Source organism: Streptomyces sp. NPDC004051 (genome assembly GCF_053604275.1).
The window spans coordinates 31,256-51,613 of record NZ_JBSGHG010000044.1 but is presented as its reverse complement, the minus strand read 5'-3'; the positions used below and the strand labels follow the sequence as shown (position 1 = coordinate 51,613).

Here is a 20,358-nt window from a genome sequence, read left to right as displayed (position 1 = left end):
GGGGATCCTGAGGGTTCCGCTCCCCGACCATGTCCACACGATCGGGTGATCGGAGTCGGTGGGGAGTGACCACAGGGAGCCTGTATCCCGCACAACGAGCGGCGCGGTACTTGGGTTACGCGCGCCGGAGGATCGGTTGAGGGAGTCAACGGAGTATCACCGAAGGTGAGTTGGCTGTCACGGAAGGTGCGTCGTCGGTGCGGGACCGTTTCGCTCAGCGGGTGTCCTCCGGGAGGAGCCGGGCGAGGGTGCGGACGGCCCGGTACTGGAGGGTCTTGATCGCCCCCTCGTTCTTGCCCATCACGCGGGCGGTCTCCGCGACGGAGAGGCCCTGGAGGAAACGGAGCGTGACGCATTCGCGCTGTTGGGGGTTGAGCCGTCGTACGGCATCGAGGAGGGCGGCGTTGGAGAGGTATTCGAGGACGGAGTCCTCCGGGGAGCGTTCGACCTCGTTGGCGTCGAGCATCTCCCCGGTGGTGATTTCGAGGCGGAAGCGGCTGGACTTGAAGTGGTCGGCGACCAGGTTGCGGGCGATGGTGACGAGCCAGGCGCCGAAGTCGCGCCCCTGCCAGGTGAAGGTGCCGATGCGGCGGAGTGCCCGCAGAAAGGTCTCGCTGGTGAGGTCCTCGGCGGTCGCCTTGTTGCCCACGCGGTAGTAGATGTAGCGGTACACGGTGTCGCTGTACTGGTCGTAGAGCCGTCCGAAGGCGTCGGCCTCGCCGGCCTGGGCGCGCTCCACGAGGTCCATCATCCGGGCGCTGTCGCTGTCCGCGGCGGGGCGGCGCGCGGTGGTCGCGCCGGAGGAGCGTCCGCGCCTGGTCGCCGCGGCACTCTCGTCGGCGAGGGCGTAGCTGGGGCCGACGGGTGGGTCGGCGAGGGCGTAGCAGGGGCCGACGGTGGCGGTGGCGAAAGCGGGGACGGCGTACGCGGTGGGGACGAAGCCGCGCAACAACTCCCGGGCCGTGACGACTGCGGTGCGCAGTGCGGTCAGGCCCGAGTCGTCAACCCCGACGTGTGGGTACACGGGACTCCCAGAGGCAGAGCTTCCATCACGTGCAGTACGGGACGTTCACCCGTCGTAGCGACGGAGGGGTACCCGAATGCGTCTGAGGAGAATAACGCTTCGTGCAGGCGCTGCTACACCGAGTTGCTCAAATCATCGATTACGTCGCTTCCGTGGCCTGTTGACACACATTCAAGTAACCGATGTTGACTGAATTTTGACTGAAAAGCTTCGCTTCCCGGTTCGGTACGGGGCATGTTGTGGCCGTGTGCAGCCAAGAGGACTGGACAGCGGGGTTGCGGGGTACGGCAGTCGGATTGGCCGGGTTGCGGGTGGGGCGCCACTTTTGGTCCCCGCTGATCAGGCCTGCGGCCGTACGGGTGTCCGTCGCCGCCGAGTTGACTGGTCACCCGGTGTGCGCGGGGGCGCCGCCGGGCTCAGGGCCGTCGGATTCGGCGCAGCCGGGTTCGGCGCAGCCGGTTCAGCGCCGGCGGCGGTGCATCGCGATGGCCGCCGCCGTGCCGCCGGCCACCGCGCCCACGCCCGCGGCCGCCGGGATGCCGACCTTCGCCGCCTTGCGGCCCGTCCGGTAGTCGCGCAGGCGCCAGTCCATCGCGCGGGCGTGCTTGCGCAGCTTGGAGTCCGGGTTGATCGCGTACGGATGGCCGACCAGCGAGAGCATCGGGATGTCGTTGTGCGAGTCGCTGTACGCGGCGCAGTGGTCCAGGTCCAGGTTCTCCGCCGCGGCCAGCGCGCGTACGGCCTCCGCCTTCGCCGGGCCGTGCAGGGGCTCGCCCACGAGTTTGCCGGTGTACACGCCGCCGATGGACTCGGCCACCGTCCCCAGCGCCCCGGTCAGGCCCAGGCGCCGCGCGATCACCTGGGCGATCTCCACCGGCGCCGCCGTGACCAGCCACACCCGCTGCCCGGCGTCCAGGTGCGCCTGGGCCAGGGCCCGCGTACCCGGCCAGATCCGCCCGGCCATGTACTCGTCGTAGATCTCCTCGCCGATGGACTTCAGCTCGGAGACCCGGTGGCCCTTGACGATGGAGAGCGCCGAGTCGCGCGCGTCCTGCATGTGCTCGGGGTCCTCGACGCCGGCCAGCCGGAACCACGTCTGCTGCCACGCGAACCGCGCGAGGTCGCGCGTCTCGAAGAACTTCCGCTTGTACAGGCCCCGCCCGAAGTGGAACAGGGCAGCGCCCTGCATCACCGTGTTGTCCAGGTCGAAGAACGCGGCGGCCCGGTCGTCGCCGTGCACCGGGAACTCCGGTTCGCGGGCGGAAATTTCCTGAGTGGATTTGCGGGCAGCCTCCGCCGAGGCCTCGCCTGCCAACACGCTTCGCGCCGTGGCGGAGCGCCTACGGGGGGTGAGCCATCCGAGAGCGGCCATGGCGCTGAGCATAGCCATTCCGGTCGGCGATTCCGGACCCGTGAGGTTCGAACACCGTGAACTCTGCACGTCCGTGTCGTTAAAGCACCCCTCCCGGCGGACGGGGCCGGCTCCGGGCGGGGGCCCCGGGGCGCGGGCCTCGTGCGGCACTCGGCGTCACGGTGGGCGCAGAGGGGTTCCCCTGCGCCGCCGCGGGGCGAGAATGGCTGACATGAGTCCGCTCTTCCGCCGCAAGGCCCCGCAGCATCGTCCCGCCACCCTCGTCACCCTCGTCCGTAAGCCCGGCTGCCACCTGTGCGACGACGCACAGGCCGTGGTGGAGAAGGTGTGCGGTGATCTCGGGGTCGCGTGGGAGGGGAAGGACATCACCGAGGACCCGGAACTGCACGAGCAGTACTGGGAGCAGATTCCCGTCGTCCTCGTCGACGGCCGCCAGCACACGTTCTGGCGTGTCGACGAGGGCCGCCTTCGGGAGGCCCTGACCGGCTGACCGGCCGGACGGGCGGACGGGCGGCCGGTCGGGAGGGTGGCCAGGACCACTGATCCATAACTGACCAACCAGTCCAAAATGGCGGAAAGTCGCTTAGAATCGATGGCGACTTGATCTCGGGGGCGGGATACACGGAGGAGGGTGTGCCGTTTTGCCCCCAGAACAAAGGGAGCGGTGGTGCTCATGCGCCGGTTCCGCACGGCTGCGCCGAAGGCGCGTGACCCCGGTCACGTTGGGTGGGCAAATCGGACACCATCTTTGTGCACGCGTTCACAAAGGCATAGCCTGCATCCGACGGGGCGGTCCGGGGACATATGACCGCCTGCAGCCCCGCTCTACCCGCAGGAGCACCGTGGCAACTGGCCGATCTCACCGACCGGCGACCCGTAGCCGAGGGATTCCCGAGGCCACCGTCGCCAGGCTTCCGCTGTACCTCCGCGCCCTCACCGCGCTCTCCGAGCGCTCGGTGCCCACCGTCTCCTCCGAGGAGCTGGCGGCGGCCGCGGGCGTCAACTCCGCGAAGCTTCGTAAGGACTTCTCCTACCTGGGTTCCTACGGGACCCGGGGCGTGGGCTACGACGTCGAGTATCTCGTGTACCAGATCTCGCGTGAACTCGGCCTCACCCAGGACTGGCCGGTTGTGATCGTCGGCATCGGCAACCTCGGTGCCGCGCTCGCCAACTACGGCGGGTTCGCCTCCCGCGGGTTCCGGGTCGCCGCGCTCATAGACGCCGACCCCGCGATGGCCGGAAAGCCCGTCGCAGGCATCCCGGTGCAGCACACCGACCAGCTCGAGGGGATCATCCAGGGCGAGGGCGTGTCGATCGGCGTGATCGCGACCCCCGCCGGTGCCGCGCAGCAGGTCTGCGACCGGCTGGTGGCCGCCGGCGTCACCTCCATCCTGAACTTCGCGCCGACCGTGCTGACCGTCCCGGACGGTGTCGACGTGCGCAAGGTGGACCTCTCCATCGAGCTACAGATCCTCGCCTTCCACGAGCAGCGCAAGGCCGGCGAGGTGGCCGCCGGGGCCGTCGTCCCGCCTGTCGGCTCCCGCCCGGAGCCCGTCGCCGCGCGCCGGGCGTCCGCCGACGGACAGGAGCCCGCCGCGGACCAGGGGCCCGACGGGGACGTGCCCGCGGTGATGCCGACATGAGCCTTCTCGTCGTCGGACTGAGCCACCGCAGCGCACCGGTCAGCATGCTGGACCGGGCCTCGCTGAGCGTGGAGGCGCAGGTCAAGCTGTTGCAGGACACGGTCGCCGCCGAACCGGCCAGCGAGGCCGCGGTGCTCGCCACCTGCAACCGCATCGAGCTGTACGCCGACGTGGACAAGTTCCACGCCGGTGTCGCCGAGCTGTCCACGTTGCTGGCCCAGCACAGCGGGGTCGGCCTGGAGGAGCTCACGCCCTATCTCTACGTGCACTACGAGGACCGCGCCGTCCACCACATGTTCTCGGTGGCCTGCGGACTGGACTCGATGGTGGTGGGCGAGGGGCAGGTCCTCGGCCAGATCAAGGACGCCCTGGCGCGTGCGCAGGAACTGCACACCGCCGGACGGCTGATGAACGACGTGTTCCAGCAGTCGCTCCGGGTCGGCAAGCGCGCCCACACGGAGACCGGCATCGACCGCGCCGGGCAGTCCCTGGTCACCTTCGGCCTGGAGCAGCTGGCCGCCGGCGCGCCCGTCGACAGCTGGGCGCAGGGCAAGAAGGCACTGATCATCGGCGCCGGATCGATGTCCTCGCTGGCCGCGGCCACGCTCGCGCGGGCCGGTGTCGCCGAGATCGCGATCGCCAACCGCACCGCCGACCGCGCCGAGCGCCTCGTGCAGATCCTCACCGAGGCCGGGAACGCCGACAACGCCGAGAACGCCGAGAACACGGGCTTGTCGGCCCGCGCGGTGCCGATGGGATCGGTGGCGGACGAACTGACACGTGCGGACATAGTCGTCTCCTGCACCGGCGCGACCGGCCTCGTCCTGACGGCCGACGCGATCGCCGCCGGTGTCGAGGGCCGCGTCGCGCGGCAGCCGGAGACGGTACGCGCCGGGGCCGTCGGAGCAGTGGAGGCGTCGGCGCACGACGCGCGCAAGGCACCGACCGCGCGGACGACGCCGCTGCCCCCCGCCCCCATGGCCGCCACCAGCACCGACGAGGACTGCCCGCTGGACCTGGCCTCCGTACCGTCCGGGTTCTCCGTGATGGGCGAGGCGGCCGTCGCCGGCATGGACGCGGCGACGCTGGAGCAGCACGCGGCCTGGGCCGTGAGCGGCACCGTCGACCGTCGCCAGGGCGGCCGGCGCGGTGCGGGGCCCGAGGCGGACAGCGAGCTGATCGGCGCGCTGGCCGCGACCGCGGCGAGCGCCGGCCGGATCCCCGAGCGGCGCCGTCCGGAGCCGGTGGCCGAGCCGCCGCGCCCGGAGCCGGTGCTCTTCCTGCTGGACCTCGCGATGCCGCGCGACATCGACGCGGCCACGCACCGCATCCCCGGGGTGCGGCTGGTCGACATCGAGGCGCTCGCGGAGGCGTCGGCGGACGCTCCGATGGCTGCCGATGTGGACCAGGTCCGGCGTATCGTTTCGGATGAGGTCGCGGCATTCGGGGCGGCACAGCGGGCCGCGCACATCACGCCGACCGTGGTCGCCCTGCGCACCATGGCCGCGGACGTGGTGGCCGGTGAGCTGGCCCGTCTGGAAGGGCGGCTGCCCGGCCTGGACGACAAGCACCGTGCGGAGATCACCCAGACCGTGCGGCGGGTGGTCGACAAGCTGCTGCACTCGCCGACCGTGCGGGTCAAGCAGCTCGCGGCCGAACCCGGCGGCGCCGGTTACGCGGACGCGCTGCGCACCCTGTTCGACCTCGACCCGGAGACGGTGGCCTCCGTCTCCCGCGCCGGGGAAAGCACTGAGAAGAACGCGAAGAACGCGAAGTCCGCGCAGAAGGCGGGCGACGCAGAAAACCGAGGGCCGGCATGACTGAGAAGGCACTGAGGCTCGGGACCAGGCGGAGCAAGCTCGCCATGTCCCAGTCCGGGCAGGTGGCGGATGCCGTGAGCCAGGTGACCGGACGGCCTGTCGAGCTCGTTCCGATCACCACGTACGGCGACACGTCACGCGAGCACCTCTCGCAGATCGGCGGCACGGGCGTCTTCGTGGCCGCGCTGCGCGAGGCACTGGTGCGCGGCGAGGTGGACTTCGCGGTGCACTCGCTGAAGGACCTGCCGACCGCACCCCACGACGAGCTGGTCCTGGCCGCCGTACCGGAGCGCGAGGACCCGCGGGACGTGATCATCGCGCGGGACGCGCTCAAGTTCACCGACCTGCCGCGCGGTGCCCGCATCGGCACCGGTTCGGCGCGTCGCATGGCCCAGCTGAACGCGTACGCGCGCGGCCACGGCATGGAGATCACGACCGTGCCGATCCGCGGCAACGTCGACACCCGGATCGGGTACGTCAAGAGCGGTGAGCTGGACGCCGTCGTGCTGGCCGCCGCCGGGATGAACCGGGTCGGACGCAGCGACGAGGTGACCGACTTCCTGTCGGTCGACACGATTTTGCCCGCTCCCGGCCAGGGGGCCCTGGCGGTCGAGTGCACCGTGCGCAACACGGAGCTGACCGCCGCGCTCGCCGAACTCGACGACCCGCTCACCCGGGCCGCCGTGACGGCGGAGCGGTCACTGCTCGCCGCCCTGGAAGCCGGCTGTACCGCCCCTGTGGGGGCGCTGGCCGACTTGCTGGCGGACGGGCCGATTGTCAAGGAAATGCGCCTGCGGGGCGTCGTCGGCACGACCGACGGCACCACGCTGGTGCAGCTGTCCACCACCGGTCCCGTGCCCGAGACGCACGAGGCGGCGATGACGCTCGGTCGCGAACTCGCCACCGAGATGCTCGCGCAGGGCGCGGCCGGTCTGATGGGGGAGCGAGCACATTGAGCCCCACCACCCTTCCACCCCCTCCGGAACACGGGCACGTCACCTTCCTCGGTGCCGGACCCGGGGATCCGGGACTGCTCACTCTGCGCGCCGTGGAGGCGCTGGCGAACGCGGACGTTCTCGTCGCCGAGCACGATGTGCTCGACGTCGTACGCCGGCACGCCAGGCAGGGCGTCGCCGAGGTGCCGACGGACACGGACGCGGCGGATCCCTCCGCGCCGTCCGCTCCGGGCACGGGCACGCCTCAGCTGAAGGTCGTTGACGGCACGTCAACAACCGTCGGCGCCCCCGCGGTGCGGGATGCCGCACATCTTGTCATGGAGGCCGCGCGGGGCGGCAGGCGGGTCGTGCGTGCGGTGCCCGGTGATCCCGGCCTCGACGCGTACGCCACCGAGGAGATGCTGGCGTGCGTGGCGGCCGGGGTGACCTTCGAGGTCGTCCCCGGTATCGCGGCCGCGGTCGGCGTGCCCGCGTACGCCGGTGTGCCGCTGCGGGACGCCGAGGGCGCGGACGTGCGGTTCGTGGACGCGCGTACCGCGTCGGACCGGTGCTGGACCGAGGTCGGGGCGTCGGACGGCACGGTGGTCGTCTCCACCACGCTGGACTCGGTGGCCGCCGCGGCGGGCGAACTGGTGTCCGCCGGTCGCAAACCCGACACCCCCCTGACGGTGACGGTCGCCGGTACGACGACCCGGCAGCGGACCTGGACGGCGACGCTCGGCACGATCGCGCAGACGCTGAAGCAGGCGAAGGTGCTGCCGTCGCCCGACGGTGGCCGGCCGGTGATAGCCGTGGTCGGTGAGCGTTCCGCCCCCGCCCAGCGCGACCGGCTCGCGTGGTTCGAGTCCAAGCCGATGTTCGGCTGGAAGGTGCTCGTGCCGCGCACCAGGGAGCAGGCGGCGTCGCTCTCCGACCAGCTGCGGTCCTACGGCGCGGTGCCGCACGAGGTGCCGACCATCGCCGTCGAGCCCCCGCGCACCCCGCAGCAGATGGAGCGCGCGGTCAAGGGCCTGGTGACGGGCCGCTACGAGTGGATCGCCTTCACCTCGGTCAACGCGGTCAAGGCGGTGCGGGAGAAGTTCGAGGAGTACGGCCTCGACGCCCGCGCCTTCGCGGGGATCAAGGTCGCCGCGGTCGGCGACCAGACGGCCAAGGCGCTGATCGACTTCGGCGTGCGGCCGGACCTGGTCCCGAGCGGCGAGCAGTCGGCCCGCGGGCTGGTGGAGGACTGGCCGCCGTACGACCCGGTCTTCGACCCGATCGACCGGGTGTTCCTGCCGCGCGCGGACATCGCCACCGAGACGTTGGTGGCGGGTCTCATCGAGCTGGGCTGGGAGGTCGACGACGTCACGGCGTACCGGACCGTGCGCGCCTCGCCGCCGCCCGCGGAGACGCGGGAGGCCATCAAGGGCGGTGGCTTCGACGCGGTGATGTTCACGTCGTCGTCGACGGTCCGGAACCTGGTCGGCATCGCGGGCAAGCCGCACAACGTGACGGTCATCGCCTGCATCGGTCCGGCGACGGCGAAGACGGCCGAGGAGCACGGGCTGCGCGTCGACGTCATGGCCCCGGAGCCGTCGGTGCACAAGCTGGCGGCGGCCCTGGCCGACTTCGGCGCGCGGCGCCGGCTGGCGGCGATCGAGGCGGGCGACCCGGTCACCCGCCCGAGCGAACGCCGCCCGGGAGCCCGGAGACGCCGGTCGACGACGTGAGCCGCGCGACGGCGTGAGGCAGTACGCGTGAGCTGGTGGCGGGGTGTGCCCTGAGGGGCGCACCCCGCCACTTCTCGTGCGGCCCCTGACGAACGTCCCGCTCGTCCTGACTCAGGCCGCGGGCCACTCCATTACGGTCAGCTCGGGCCACTGCCGACGCCAGCGTGCCGTCTTGGCCTCGTACACGGCGCGCGGCGCGAGAACCGGGTGGGGGCGCACGACGAGCCGGAACACGTCGGAGAGTCCGTGCGGCGCATAGACGCGCCACCGGCCACCGGCCACCGGGCTTCAGGCGCACGCCCAGGCAGCAGTGGGAACTCCCGTTGGACCCGGCCTTGTTGATCGTCGCCGGACTCACGACGAATGCCGCCGTGCACGGCCGTGTCCCCTGCCGCGCTGCTGCGGCTCTCCCTTGCCCTCGTGCTTGCCGTACCGGTGGTGTTCCGCATCGAGCCGGCCGGCACACGGGGCGACCATCGACCGTAGTGCGGGAAGGAGGGCGACGCCCCCGCGAGTCCGGCTGCGCACTGATGCCGGTTCAGGAGTCGACGCCCGCTGCGTCGGCTGCGTCGCCGCCTGGGTCGAGGGGAACCTGACGGCGACGTGTACGGCTGGTGGGGAGTGCCTCGTCGGAAAGCGTGAGCAGTTGGCGGGAAAGTGTTGCGTAAGCGCTCAGATGAGCGCCATGTGGACAGGAGCGGCCGAAGTGCTCACGCTTCTGGACGGGTGGTCCCACCCGGGGGACGAGTGGCCGCCTGGACACCGCACACCGCGAGGCCGCGTCCACCGAGTGGTCGCGACCGTCGTCCTTCGCATCGAGGTGGCAGACACGCGTGGCGGTGGGGCCCGGCCCGGATCCGGCTCGGGGCCGGACGCCGGAGCGGTCGGCGGTGTGCCGGCCTTGCGCGTCAGCTCAGCGCGGCCTGGTACAGCGACACGCAGGCGCTGGCGACCAGCACCCCCAGGACGATCTTCTTGAAGCGTGCCGGATCCGTACGGGCGAAGACGCGGTCCCCGCACCACCAGCCCGCCAGCAGGCCGGGGAGCCCCGCGCCGGCCAGCAGCAGACTGTCCGCGGTCAGCCGGCCGACGACGAAGAATCCCGCGAGTGCCAGGACGTTCTGTACGCAGAACGTGGCCTGGAGCGTCGCCCGAAACTCACGGGGCGCCAGCCCCATGGCCTGGAAAGCGGCGACCAACGGTGGCCCGTTCATCCCGGTCGAGGTCAGTAGCGCCCCGCTGGCGAAACCCGCGGCAACCGTGGGGCCCGTCCCGCGCCGGAAGGTCATGCCACGGCCGATCAGGACGGCGAACACCAGCACGGCACCGGCGATGAGGACGGACAGCGCACCCGCGCTGAGCACCGTCACCGCGAGCAGCCCGAGCGGCATGCCCACGAGGCCCGCTCCGCTCACCAGGCTCGCGGTGCGCACATTGACGTGGTCCCTCTGGTGGACGCAGACCGTCAGCGAGAGCACCAGACCCAGTGAGGTGACCACGACGATGGCGTTCTGGGGGCTGGTCAGCAGGGCCAGCAGCGGCACGGCTACCAGCGCGAACCCGAAGCCGCTCAGCGCCTGCGCGAACGACGCCAGCGCGATGATCAGCGCCACCTCGGTGATCAGGGTCGTCGTCACGTGCACCCCCGGCCCACTGCCCCGGGGTGACCCGTCCGCCCCCGTACTTCCCTCGCACACTACGGGCCGGGCGAACGCCGGCCGCCCAAGGGGTACCCCTCGACACCCCCGCCGGCCGGATCGGGGGAACTCGCGGCCCTGGCAGTCTCCGGCCCGTCCGGGGCCCGGGCGTACGGTGAGGACATGGCCAGGCGGGTACGCCGCTGTGGGTACATCTGCAGAGGTGGCCCGCACCCGTGGCTTCGGGTACGGGCCACGCGCGTCCACTTCCTCAGTGCCCGGAAACGTACGGCAAGAAGGCCGTCCAGGTTGTGGGGGTGAGGGCAAGACGGGGACCGTCGGGGTTCTTGGAATCGCGGATACGGATGGTCTCAGGAGTGGTGGCGACCTCGACGCAGGAGGGGGTGTCTGCACCGCTGTAGCTGCTCTTTATCCACTTGGGCACTGTCTCGTCCCTGGAGGCGGGCTTGAAACTCATGGCTCTCCCAGCATTTTCTCGATGAAGGCCAGGGACTCTTCGGGAGTGAGGGCTTGGGACCGGATGGTCCCGTAACGGATCTCAAGGATCTGAACGAGCTTAGGGTCGACGATCGAACGACTGGTGAGCTGTACCTCGTTGTATCCCACGGTGGTGCCGTCCTTGAGTCTGAGCACCCGGAACGGGCCATCGACCCCAGCGTTTCCCTCGCGCCCAAGAGGCATGACCTGGAGGTCGACGTTTCGCAACCCGCCCAACCGCAACAGTTGTTCGAGTTGCCTGCGCATCACCATTGTGCCCCCGTAGGGGCGCCGCAAGGTCGACTCGCACTGTACGAAGCTGAAGACCGGCAGCGTGGCGGCGCTGTCCATGATCTCTTGACGCGCCGCTCGCGCAGTCACCTGCTGCTCCAACTCGTCCTCCGCGAACGGTGGACGCCGTGAGCCGAACACTGCCCGCGCGTACCCCTCGGTCTGCAACAGCCCGTCGATGACCGAGTTGTTGTAGGAGCAGATCTCGACGGCTTCCGACTCCAGCCGCTTCACGTCCCGCACCTTCTTCGGGTACCGGACCTCCGCCACGTCCCTCTTCATCGCGGCGATCCTGCCGCCTGCGCCCAGGACTTCGTCCGCCGCGTCCAAGTACTCCGGTCGGGGGATCCGTCGTCCCCGCTCCACACAGGAGACCGTCTCCTCTCCGTACTTGATCGCCGCCCCGAACTCCGCCTGCGTAAGGCCGGCCGCCTCCCGCCACAGCTTCAACTGCCGTGTGACTGTGCGCATCACGGCCCCGGCCTCTTGGTCGTCCAGCCCTGCTTCCCACCCGCTCATGTCCGTTGCCTCCCGTCGTGCGCCCTTCCCCGGACCAACTCCGGCCGCCTGCGCCCGGTCACCCCGGGCAGGGCGGACGGAACCGGACGCCTCACGGACAGCCGCTGGTCGCACGGGCCGCCCTCCTTCACACGGTACGCACGCGTGAACACGCTGGGTGATGTGAATCAGGAAATCGCCGCTCCGGGCACTTCGCTCCGCCAGTTCACCGTGCCGCTCTCCGCCACCCGTCGGGGTGCCCGTCTCGCCCGCCTCCTCGCCACGGAACAACTGCGCTCCTGGGAACTCCCGTTGGACCCGGCCCGGCTGATCGTCGCCGAACTCGCGACGAACGCCGCCGTGCACGGCAGGGTCCCCGGTCGGAGCTTCCGGCTCGGTCTCACCGTCACCGCGCACGGGGTGTTGCGCATCGAGGTGACCGATACTCGGGGCGAGAACCTGCCCGCACGCCGGAACGTCCCTTCGGAACCCGCCGAGTCCGGCTATGGGCTGTTGCTGGTCGAGGAGTTGGCCGATCGCTGGGGTGTACGAGACGGCCCGGTGCCCTCCAAGACCGTGTGGGCGGAGCTGGATCTGGGCAGGTGACCTCTCGCCCTCCTGTGCAGGGAGTCGTCCTTGGGTCGGTGACCCGTCCGTCGCCACGTGGCAACGGCGAGGGCGCGTAATCTGCTGCGTACCTTGCTCGCATGCGTTCCTGGGGTGAGGTGGGTAGCCATGCCCCCATGGTTGCGGGCGAGGGGGCCGAGCGCATCGGTGCCGATCTTGAGGACCGGGGCTGGGACGCGACGCGCGCCTGGGTGGAGTGCGTCACGCCGCGCTCGGTGCAGGCGGAGACCAGACACGGGGCAGTGGGGTCAGGCAGGGAGCCGAGCTTCGACGATGATCGTGCCCAGCGCCTGGTCGGTGGGCGCGGGAAGACACCGTGCCCGGACGTCACGGAAACCGTGCTCGCGTGCCAGATCGGCCCATGTCTCGGGGGGATGGCACCAGCGGTCCACGGTCGTCTCCCTGCCGTCCGGGCCCTTCCCGTACATGGGCCGGCGGCCGTGGAGGCGCTGAGGGGTCTCGCCGTGCGAGAAGGCGAACACCCCGCCCGGCAAAAGCCGTTCGGCCACCAGCGGAAAGAGTTCTTTGGGCTCGGTGAACCACACCGCTCCCCAGATCGAGTAGACCGCGTCGTACGTCTGGTCGCACGCTCGGAGGAAGGAGCACGCCTCCCCCTCCTCGATCGTCAGGCCGGGAACGTCCTTCCACCACCTGCGTGCCCGCTCGACCTGCACGGGGGACAGATCCAGCGCCGTGACGCGTACTCCCCGGCGTGCCAGCCACGACGCCTCACGGCACTCGGCCGCCCCCAGTTCCAGCGCGGTACGCGGTCGGCCGAGCAGTTCGGCTCCCGGGCCATGACCTTCGTACTGCGTCCACTCGAAAGCCGGCACGTCGGGAGGCGGCGGCGGGCCGTCCCGGTCCGGCTTGTAGCGGTCCCAGAAGAGGACGGGATCGTGTGACGTGCGAGGCATGGGCGTCCTTGAGAGGAGCGGGCACGGTGCTGGAGCACCGTAGCCATGGCACACCCGCGACACGCCACGAAGACATGACCGGGTCCGGGTGCCTGCCGAGGACACCCGGACCTGGTCGGACGCGACCGACTCAGTGGCAGTTCTCGCCCGGCCTGCACGGACCGCACTTCGCGAAGTCGCGCTCCCACAGCTTCCAGTCCACGGGGAAGCCGTTCTCCGCGATGATGTGGGCCGTGCGCTCCACCGAGCCGTCGTACTTGAACTCGACCTCCGGGATGTGCTCCAGGAACCTGCCGTCAAAGTGCCGGGCGCAGAACTCGCGGTAGTTCTTCGTGTCCAGGATGAAGACGTGGACGGCGATGTCGACCAGTCGACCGCAGCACATCTCCAGTCCCTGACCCCACTTCTCCATCGCCGTGACCAGGTACGTGACCGCCGCGGCGAACAGCCGCTCGGCCATGACCTCGTCGAACGGATGGTCGCGCATCAGGAGCTGGATCTCCCTCTCCCAGACCTCCGGCTCGACGTACTGCCTGGGCTCCCGCATCGCGGGAGCCGTCTTCGGTGTGCTCTCAAGGGCTGTCGCCATCGTGGCTCTCCTCCCGTGTGCCGCGTACCCGCTCCTTGCCGGCGGGCCGCATCACCACGGCACCACGGCATCGGCCCTGAACGTCTTCAACTCGCGGCCCACGCAAGCCGTGTGCAGAAGGTGCACGTCCTCTGGGCGCGCCGCCCCGCACCCCCTACCGTGGACAGACGGTCCTGCTCCTGCCATGGGGGAGGCGCGATGCAGCGCACCATCGACCCGTTGTGGAACTCGTCCAGGGTCCGCTTGCTCATGGAACGGTGTGATCCCGGAGGGCTGATCAGACTTGGCCGGGCCTGGCACGGCTGGCGCCAGGTCGACCTCGGACGTCGGCTCGATTGCTCGGCGTCGACCGTCTCCCGGCTGGAGAAATCTGGTCGGGTCAGCGATTTGCGTCTGTTGCAGCGAGCCGCACGCGAAGTCGGAGTACCACCGGACGTCCTGGGAGCGGCGCTGGGTCTCACGGGCCTGCGAGCCACTAGTGTTGCGCCGAATGGTCCACGCCACACCGAGGAGGACCCGATGCGACGTCGTACGCTGCTCGCAGCGGCCGGGCTGGCTGTGCCCACGTCTCTTCTACTCGGCGTGGAAACGGCCCTTGCGGACATGCCCGCTCCTTCGGGCTCGCCGGTGCCTCTCGACGGGCGTCTGGCTCGTGCGCGTGCGCTTTTCGACACCGGCCGGTACGGCGATCTCCTGGAGGTGCTGCCGGACCTCCTCGCCACGGCCCACGCCTGTATCCATGAGCGTGCGGAGATCGACTATGCGCGCCTGTCCGCGTGCTACTCGCTGACGGCTCAGGTGCTGGTGAAGATCGGGCGGTATGACCAGGCGCGGCTCACCGCCGATCGTGCGAGCCTCTACGCGGATCTGTCCGGTTCTCCGCTGGCCTCGGCGGCGGCGGCCCGTGAGCTGGGCATCGTGTTGCGTCACCAGAATCAGGTGGACACGGCGCAGCGGCTCGTCCTCAAGGCGGCCTCCAGCATCGAGGCCACCGGCTTGAACACCCAGGCGCAGGCAGCGGCGTACGCGCAACTGCTCTGCACCACGTCGTACACGGCGGCTCGCGCGGGCGACCATGACGAGGCGCTGTCGATGATCGAGGAGGCCGCGCGAGCTGCCCGGGACCTGCCCACCGTGGCGCCGGTCGGTCGTCTCTTCGCCATCACGCCCGGATCCGTACGGCTGTACCAAGTGGGTGTCCACTGGGCACTCGGTGACGCCGGAGCCGCGATCCGGGCTGGTGGACAGCTCCGCCAGGAGCAGTTCGCCACCGCGGAACGCAAGGGACGTCTGCACACCGACATGGCCCGCGCCTGGTGGCAATGGAGAAAGCCCGAACAGACCGTACAGTCCCTGCTGGCCGCGTTCCGTGTGACGCCCTCCGAAGTGCGGGACCGCCCGAGTATGCGAGCGATTGTCGAAGAGCTGCACCGCTCACACCGTCATGTCGGCGGGGTGCGCGAGTTGGGGCGTATGGTCCTCGCCGACGGGCACCGAACCGGAGGCGGGTAGCGCGGGGCGCGCAGACGCCGGTCGAGGACGTGAGGCCGCAGTACGAGTGACGTGGAGTGGCGGGGTGCGCCGTGGCGGGCGCACGCCGCCGTTTCGCGTCGTCCGGGATCTCCGTGGTCATCACATCAGGCGCGCATCAGCGGAAGCTGTTCGAGACGTTCGTCGATGGTCCTGACCACCATGTCGGGAACGGGGCAGTCCCGTTTCACCTGAGGCCAGGAGGTGGCGAGGGCCGCGACGCTCTCCCGCACCGTCGAGGCGATCTGTTCGTCGGGCAGCATCAGCGACGATGACAAGGCGCGGAAGCTGTCGAGAGTGACGCGTGCGCAGTCGGTGGTTCCGCTCAGAGGGAAAGCCAGCTTCTGGTCGGCCTTCGGGTAGGCGGCGACGCAGACCAGGTCGTATGCGGGTGAGAGCCGGGCCTGTCTTCCGGTCGGGTAGCGCAGCGTCCAGTTCTTCAGGTGTGCGTCCGCGTTTCCCATGACGATCATGGCGACGAGCCGGCGTACGTACTCGACGACGTCCTCAGGTGGGCAGGTCGCGTTGATCACGCGGCCGAGGCCGGCGTAATGGGCCCGGTCGTATTTGGAGTCGGCGGCGACTTCGCGTACCTGGGCGAAGTCCTCTTGATGGACTCGGCCCTCATGCGTCCGGTCGAAGCGACGGACCGCGAGTACGGGCTCCGAGGGATCGGCCAGCCCATCGGGCAGATTGTTGACCTCCGAGCCGGGGACGAGGGCGGCGTCGGGCACATCGATGTCCGAGAGAGCCGCCCAGTGCAGCATGGCGTATTCATTGGCGGGGACGGAGGGGAAGCGTTCGTCGGGGAGTTTGACGATCCAGTCGCCGCCGCTCCCGGTGGTCGGAAGCACCAGAGCCTTGCCTGAGAAACGCATCGAGAACTTGGGCTGCACGCCGGCCAGCGAGAAGCGCAGGGCGTGCTCGTGGCTGCACGTCTCGGGCTGGTCATGGTCGGGAAGACCGTCCAGCGGAGAGTCAGGGACCACGCGTACCGCACCAGGCAGATCCTCACCGAGATGGTTCAGCAGTACGAAGTCGTGAATCCGCGGCTTGCCCAACTCGGCGGCCACCAGACGCCGGAGCCCGCTGCCCTGTTCCGGAAGCAGGTTCGCGAACCACTCCGGCACACTGCCACTCGCTGTCCGGCGTTTGCGCGGGTCACGTTCGAATCCTTGCCCGAGAATCGGGTGAACGGCTGTCAGGTCCGTGTACTCGAACCACGTGTTGCCCTTGTGGTAGCCCAGCACGCCGACACGGCGGTCCCCCAGGTAGACCGTCGCGGTCACATCACGCTGCATCTGTGCTGTCTCCCCAGAGGTTCTCGTCGAACAGGGCCTCGGCCTCGGGCCCGTCGGAGAATCCGAACAGCGCCATGCGCTGCACATGATCCGAGACGACCGTGGTCATGATGCGGGCGCGGTAGGCCAGGAAGTCGTCGGTGCTTTCGTCGGTAAACGCGTTGAGCAGGTCCACGCACCGTTCGTCCATGCAGTGCGACCGGAGGACAGCAGGGTCCGACCACTGCGAGAAGAGGTCGAATCCGGTTCTGGTCGCGGGGTGCAGCACCTTGGCGGCCATGGTCCGGCCGGAGACGAGTGACTGCAGGGGGGAGTTCCCGCTGTTGAGCATGTCCGCCAGCAGGCGGGAGTCGCCGAGCAGGGTGCCCTCCGGGTAGTGGTTCCCGTCAGAATCCGTGGCCGGAGCGAGGAGGACAGGGCGGGCCGACAGGAGACCGAGCACATTGATCTTCGCCTGTGTCCGGTTCAGCGCCGTCTGGGTCAGATCCGGTTTCCAGAGTTCTCCGCCGATCGGCAGCAGGCCCAGCATCCGGGTGGCACTGGCGACGGGATCGTCATGTACAGCGCTGGCGTTGCGCCGCAGGGCGACGGTGTTTCCCTGCGGGGCCGCGCCGACCGCTGCTCCCCGCCAGACCCAGCGGCGCAGGAGTTCACTGCCTCGTCCCGTCGGGTACCCGAACAGAGCGGTGTAACGGGTGAGTACGGGCATGTAGAGGGCGTACGGGAGCAGGCGCAGGTGGGGGATTCCAGCCTCGGAGCGCAACCAGTCGACCACCAGGCGAAGAGCCTTCTCGGTCCGGGCGAAAGCCTGTTGCCGGTCCTTGTCGTCCTTGAACTCCTGGCGGAAGTCGCGGTCGACCTGCCCGCCCCGCGTCGCCATCACGCTCTGCATGAGCAGCTGGGGGGTGAAGTCCCCGAAGTCGAGTGCTCCGACCCGGTCACGCAGCGCGTCGAGATCGGACGGCTGCACGTCGAGGGGAGCGGAATGCAGCGCCTGGAAGATCTCGGCTCTCTTCAGCGTCTTGCCGAAGGTGTTCATCCGGTCGAAGATCTCGCGTAGCGCCTGTTCGTCGTCGCCCTCGATCTCGTACATGGGAATCTCGTAGGTGCGGATGGCAGTGGCCACCGAGTCGCAGAGGTCGTATTCCTCTTCGGTCAGCCACGGCCGTTCACGCTGCCAGGCGATGAGCCGCCGGTTGTCGCCGGCGACCCAGACCGGCAGCCAGTGATCGCGCACGTTCCGGGAGTGCGGTGCGGACAGGAACCGTTTGCGGGCGTCCTTCTCCCGCAGGTCGTAGAAGATGCGGAACCGGCGGTCCACCGTGTCCTCGGATGCCGTGAGCGCGCCGATGAGCGTGGTCAGCCGCTGCTGTCCGTCGACCACCCACAACGCGTCGGATCGCTCCGGCGCGTCGAACCGGAGCTCGCCCAAGGTGATCTCGGCAGCTGGTGCGGGCTTGCGCCACATCAGCAGGTTGCCGATGGGATAGCCACGCAGGATGCTGTCGAAGAGCCGCTCGGAGTCGGAGGCTTCCCAGCGGTACGAGCGCTGGAAGCGCGGAATCCGGATACGTCCGCTCAGAGCCCACTCGACCAGTTCCAGCGGCGCGACACGACCGACCTTGGGTTTGGTCACACCTGCCATGTCCTACCTCCGAGTGCCGTTCCATCGTAGGTCCGGGCGGTCGTGATGCCCGTGCTCAACGCAGGTCCCTCAGCAGGACGCCGTCCTCGGTGGCGAAGGCCGTCCAGCCGTTCTGGGAGTTGCCCGCGAGTGCCGTTGCCGCGCCCGAGGGGGTGTCGTGAACGGAACCGTCCTCCAGTCGGAGCGTGCCGTTCTCGAGCACTTCGGCATAGTGCACCCGGTTGAGATTTCGGCGCCGCCACACCAGCCGCTGCCCGGGGCGAAGCCGCCGGTCCGCCAGAAGGGGACGGAGCGCGGCTTCCGGCGACGAGGGAGCGGCGACCACGCTCCCCGACCGTGTTGCCTTCTCCGGGAGGCCGAGGACCCGGCGGAGAGTGCTGTTCGGAGTGTCGACGAAGGGCTTGGCCCGCTTCTGCAGCTCTTCGTACACCTCGCTGTCGACCCGGATCGTGGGGCTCACTTTCACTTTCCCTCTCTGTAGATGAGAATGTGACAGTTGAAACGTAGCAGAGTGGGATGGTCGGGTGGCGAGCCCGGACGCAGGCGTGGCGAGTCTGGACGGGTGACCGCCGAGCCCGTCGCCCACTTCGTCGTCGAGCCGCCGCTAGGTCCAGTCGTCGGCGGCCACTGCATCGGCTGCATCGCCACCTGGGCCGAGGAGTCCAGCACGATCGCCGACAGCACGGTGCGCGGGCCTGTGGAGGTGCGTGATCTCAAGGTGAGCGGCGACGACGGCGGTCGCGCGCACGCGACAGCCCGCCTGTCGTTGGAGAACAGCACGGTCATGCGCTTGACGGCCACCTCGCAGGCACCGGCGGTGATCAGCCTCCGGGGATCCTCGGTGACCGACACCCTCGCGCTGCCCGGGGGCAGTTCGCGGTACACCCTCGACGCACATTCGAGTGTCGGTGACATGGAACTCGCCGGGCAGGTCTTCCGGAACGGGCGCCAGATCCTCTCCTTCCTGGAGCGCTCCTTCACCGAAGTGTCCGCCGTGGCACTGGAGTCGCTCCGGTCGGCTCTGGCCAGACGGCACAGGAACCGTGAGGTGGACCAGCTCTACTACCTCACCCGGCAGCACGAGGCCGCCATGCTGCCATTGTTACGGCGTGCCGTTTCCCGCGGCATCGTCGGAGGCGTCCTCGGCTGGGGTGTACGAGCGCGCAACCCCGCGTGCTTCCTGGTGGCGGGCGTCCTTCTGACTGCCATCGGCCTCCACTGCGCAGGCTCGTTGCGCGGTGACGGCCAGGGGGTGACGGATCCGGGGGCTGCGGCGACTTCGCTGGTGCTGGCCCTCGCCCTGTGGCTGAACGTCGGTACCGGCCTGCCGTCGGAGCTCAAGTCCGCGCACTGGACGGCCATGGCCGTCTCGTTCGCCTCGGCCGGTCTGCTGTTCACCACGCTCATCGTGGGCATCGTCATCCGGAAACTGGTTCGCTGACCGATCCGGAAGCACCGGGTGGCAGGGTGGGACGATGGAAGAGAGCACAGTGCCCGCCGTCACGTACGGACTGCGAGGGCGGACGTTCCTGGTCACCGGTGGCAGCCGAGGTCTCGGGTTCGCTGTCGCACGTCTTCTGGCCGCAGAGGGCGCGTCCGTGGCCGTCTGTGGTCGGGATGCCGAACAACTGGCGGTCGCTGGTGACGAATTGGAGCGGGAGGGCGCCACACGGGTGCTGACCGGCGCGGTGGATGTCCTTGCGCCGGACGCTCTGGAGGACTTCACGGACGAGGTCGGGCGTGCGTTCGGCGGGCTCGACGGCCTGGTGGCCAATGTGGGCGGCAAGCGCGGCGGTGGGCTTCTCGACTCCACGCGCGAGGACTGGCAGACGACCTGGGAACTCAACGGCGGGCACGCGGTACGGGCTGTGCGGGCGGGACTGCCGCATTTTCGGCCGGGCAGCTCCGCCGTTCTGGTCTCCTCCATCTCCGGCTGGAAGCCCCGCTTTCCCGCGCAGTACGGGGCCGCCAAGTCCGCCGAGATCTATCTGGCCGGAGCGCTGTGCCAGGAACTGGCTCCGTATCGGGTCCGGGTCAACACGGTCAGTCCCGGTTCCATCCTCCTGCCGGGAAAGAGCTGGGACCGGCTGCGTCTGCGGGATCCGCAGGCGTACGCCGCTTATGCGGAGCGCAATCCGAGCGGGCGGTTGTTGTACGCGGAGGAGGTCGCCCGGGTGATCGCCTTCCTGCTCTCCCCGGCTTCCGGTGCCGTGAACGGCGCCCATGTGCCGGTGGACGGAGGGCAGCCGCAGGCCGGCCTCGGTCCGAGTACCCGGTGAACGGTGACTGTTCTGTGCCTTG

General features: G+C 69.8%; 19 protein-coding genes and 2 pseudogenes. 10 read left to right on the top strand and 11 right to left on the bottom strand.

Translation table 11 applies throughout. The features are described 5' to 3' along the window. Window positions 1-214: 214 nt before the first annotated feature. On the bottom strand, window positions 215-1,024 hold the full coding sequence (locus ACWEQO_RS30630; protein ID WP_361458522.1) for an ECF subfamily RNA polymerase sigma factor, BldN family: 810 nt from the start codon (window positions 1,022-1,024) through the stop codon (window positions 215-217). A gap of 460 nt (window positions 1,025-1,484) precedes the next feature. After that, window positions 1,485-2,396, bottom strand: coding sequence for an HAD family hydrolase (locus ACWEQO_RS30625; protein WP_109377658.1), 912 nt, complete (start codon window positions 2,394-2,396; stop codon window positions 1,485-1,487). A gap of 202 nt (window positions 2,397-2,598) precedes the next feature. On the opposite strand from ACWEQO_RS30625, the gene ACWEQO_RS30620 reads away from it, so the two are divergent. From ACWEQO_RS30620 to ACWEQO_RS30600, 5 genes are all read left to right on the top strand, one after another. Further along, on the top strand, window positions 2,599-2,886 hold the full coding sequence (locus ACWEQO_RS30620; RefSeq protein WP_452985988.1) for a glutaredoxin family protein: 288 nt from the start codon (window positions 2,599-2,601) through the stop codon (window positions 2,884-2,886). 352 nt (window positions 2,887-3,238) lie between these two features. Beyond that, window positions 3,239-4,039, top strand: coding sequence for a redox-sensing transcriptional repressor Rex (locus tag ACWEQO_RS30615; protein WP_452985987.1), 801 nt, complete (start codon window positions 3,239-3,241; stop codon window positions 4,037-4,039). Beyond that, entirely contained in the window at window positions 4,036-5,859 is a 1,824-nt protein-coding gene (locus tag ACWEQO_RS30610) for a glutamyl-tRNA reductase (protein ID WP_452985986.1), read from the top strand. Before ACWEQO_RS30615 ends, ACWEQO_RS30610 begins: the two co-directional genes overlap by 4 nt. Then, window positions 5,856-6,815 (top strand): hydroxymethylbilane synthase, encoded by a 960-nt coding sequence (hemC, locus tag ACWEQO_RS30605; RefSeq protein WP_361458530.1) that lies wholly within the window; start codon window positions 5,856-5,858, stop codon window positions 6,813-6,815. The genes ACWEQO_RS30610 and hemC overlap by 4 nt, the downstream gene beginning before the upstream one ends. Continuing rightward, entirely contained in the window at window positions 6,812-8,527 is a 1,716-nt protein-coding gene (locus ACWEQO_RS30600; RefSeq protein WP_452985985.1) for a uroporphyrinogen-III synthase, read from the top strand. Before hemC ends, ACWEQO_RS30600 begins: the two co-directional genes overlap by 4 nt. Window positions 8,528-8,638: 111 nt before the next feature. Here the strand turns inward: ACWEQO_RS30600 and ACWEQO_RS30595 are convergent. From ACWEQO_RS30595 to ACWEQO_RS30580, 4 genes and pseudogenes are all read right to left on the bottom strand, one after another. After that, window positions 8,639-8,837, bottom strand: a pseudogene (locus ACWEQO_RS30595) (nucleotidyltransferase family protein); the annotation flags it as partial. A 598-nt stretch (window positions 8,838-9,435) separates the two neighbouring features. Further along, a complete protein-coding gene (locus ACWEQO_RS30590) occupies window positions 9,436-10,164 on the bottom strand; it encodes a TSUP family transporter (RefSeq protein ID WP_452985984.1) in 729 nt (242 codons plus the stop codon). Window positions 10,165-10,435: 271 nt separating this feature from the next. After that, entirely contained in the window at window positions 10,436-10,642 is a 207-nt protein-coding gene (locus ACWEQO_RS30585; protein WP_452985983.1) for a DUF397 domain-containing protein, read from the bottom strand. Further along, a complete protein-coding gene (locus ACWEQO_RS30580) occupies window positions 10,639-11,472 on the bottom strand; it encodes a helix-turn-helix domain-containing protein (RefSeq protein WP_452985982.1) in 834 nt (277 codons plus the stop codon). Before ACWEQO_RS30580 ends, ACWEQO_RS30585 begins: the two co-directional genes overlap by 4 nt. Before the next feature lie 162 nt (window positions 11,473-11,634). Here ACWEQO_RS30580 and ACWEQO_RS30575 point away from each other — a divergent pair, with 162 nt between their 5' ends. Next, complete coding sequence (locus tag ACWEQO_RS30575) at window positions 11,635-12,057, top strand: ATP-binding protein (protein WP_452985981.1); 423 nt, start codon at window positions 11,635-11,637, stop codon at window positions 12,055-12,057. A 269-nt stretch (window positions 12,058-12,326) separates the two neighbouring features. Here the strand turns inward: ACWEQO_RS30575 and ACWEQO_RS30570 are convergent, their stop codons facing one another. Both ACWEQO_RS30570 and ACWEQO_RS30565 read right to left on the bottom strand, forming a co-directional pair. Next, complete coding sequence (locus ACWEQO_RS30570; protein WP_452985980.1) at window positions 12,327-12,992, bottom strand: class I SAM-dependent methyltransferase; 666 nt, start codon at window positions 12,990-12,992, stop codon at window positions 12,327-12,329. 130 nt (window positions 12,993-13,122) lie between these two features. Continuing rightward, window positions 13,123-13,581 (bottom strand): hypothetical protein, encoded by a 459-nt coding sequence (locus ACWEQO_RS30565; protein WP_452985979.1) that lies wholly within the window; start codon window positions 13,579-13,581, stop codon window positions 13,123-13,125. On the opposite strand from ACWEQO_RS30565, the pseudogene ACWEQO_RS30560 reads away from it, so the two are divergent. Together ACWEQO_RS30560 and ACWEQO_RS30555 are read left to right on the top strand one after the other, a co-directional pair. Next, a pseudogene (locus ACWEQO_RS30560) lies at window positions 13,468-14,010 on the top strand (helix-turn-helix transcriptional regulator); the annotation flags it as partial. The gene ACWEQO_RS30565 and the pseudogene ACWEQO_RS30560 overlap by 114 nt on opposite strands. A gap of 90 nt (window positions 14,011-14,100) precedes the next feature. Beyond that, a complete protein-coding gene (locus ACWEQO_RS30555) occupies window positions 14,101-15,093 on the top strand; it encodes a transcriptional regulator (RefSeq protein ID WP_452985993.1) in 993 nt (330 codons plus the stop codon). A gap of 125 nt (window positions 15,094-15,218) precedes the next feature. On the opposite strand, the gene ACWEQO_RS30550 is transcribed toward ACWEQO_RS30555, so the two are convergent. From ACWEQO_RS30550 to ACWEQO_RS30540, 3 genes are read right to left on the bottom strand one after another with little or no spacing between them, the layout of a single operon-like run. Beyond that, the gene (locus ACWEQO_RS30550; protein ID WP_452985978.1) at window positions 15,219-16,412 is read right to left on the bottom strand and encodes a type II toxin-antitoxin system HipA family toxin; all 1,194 of its coding nucleotides are present in this window, start codon (window positions 16,410-16,412) and stop codon (window positions 15,219-15,221) included. After that, window positions 16,402-18,057 (bottom strand): DUF262 domain-containing protein, encoded by a 1,656-nt coding sequence (locus ACWEQO_RS30545; protein WP_452985977.1) that lies wholly within the window; start codon window positions 18,055-18,057, stop codon window positions 16,402-16,404. The genes ACWEQO_RS30550 and ACWEQO_RS30545 overlap by 11 nt, the downstream gene beginning before the upstream one ends. A 55-nt stretch (window positions 18,058-18,112) precedes the next feature. Further along, window positions 18,113-18,517, bottom strand: coding sequence for a restriction system modified-DNA reader domain-containing protein (locus ACWEQO_RS30540; RefSeq protein ID WP_452985976.1), 405 nt, complete (start codon window positions 18,515-18,517; stop codon window positions 18,113-18,115). A 102-nt stretch (window positions 18,518-18,619) separates the two neighbouring features. Here ACWEQO_RS30540 and ACWEQO_RS30535 point away from each other — a divergent pair, with 102 nt between their 5' ends. After that, a complete protein-coding gene (locus tag ACWEQO_RS30535; protein ID WP_452985975.1) occupies window positions 18,620-19,498 on the top strand; it encodes a hypothetical protein in 879 nt (292 codons plus the stop codon). A 34-nt stretch (window positions 19,499-19,532) separates the two neighbouring features. Next, the gene (locus ACWEQO_RS30530; RefSeq protein WP_452985974.1) at window positions 19,533-20,336 is read left to right on the top strand and encodes an SDR family NAD(P)-dependent oxidoreductase; all 804 of its coding nucleotides are present in this window, start codon (window positions 19,533-19,535) and stop codon (window positions 20,334-20,336) included. The last annotated feature ends 22 nt before the right edge of the window (window positions 20,337-20,358 follow it).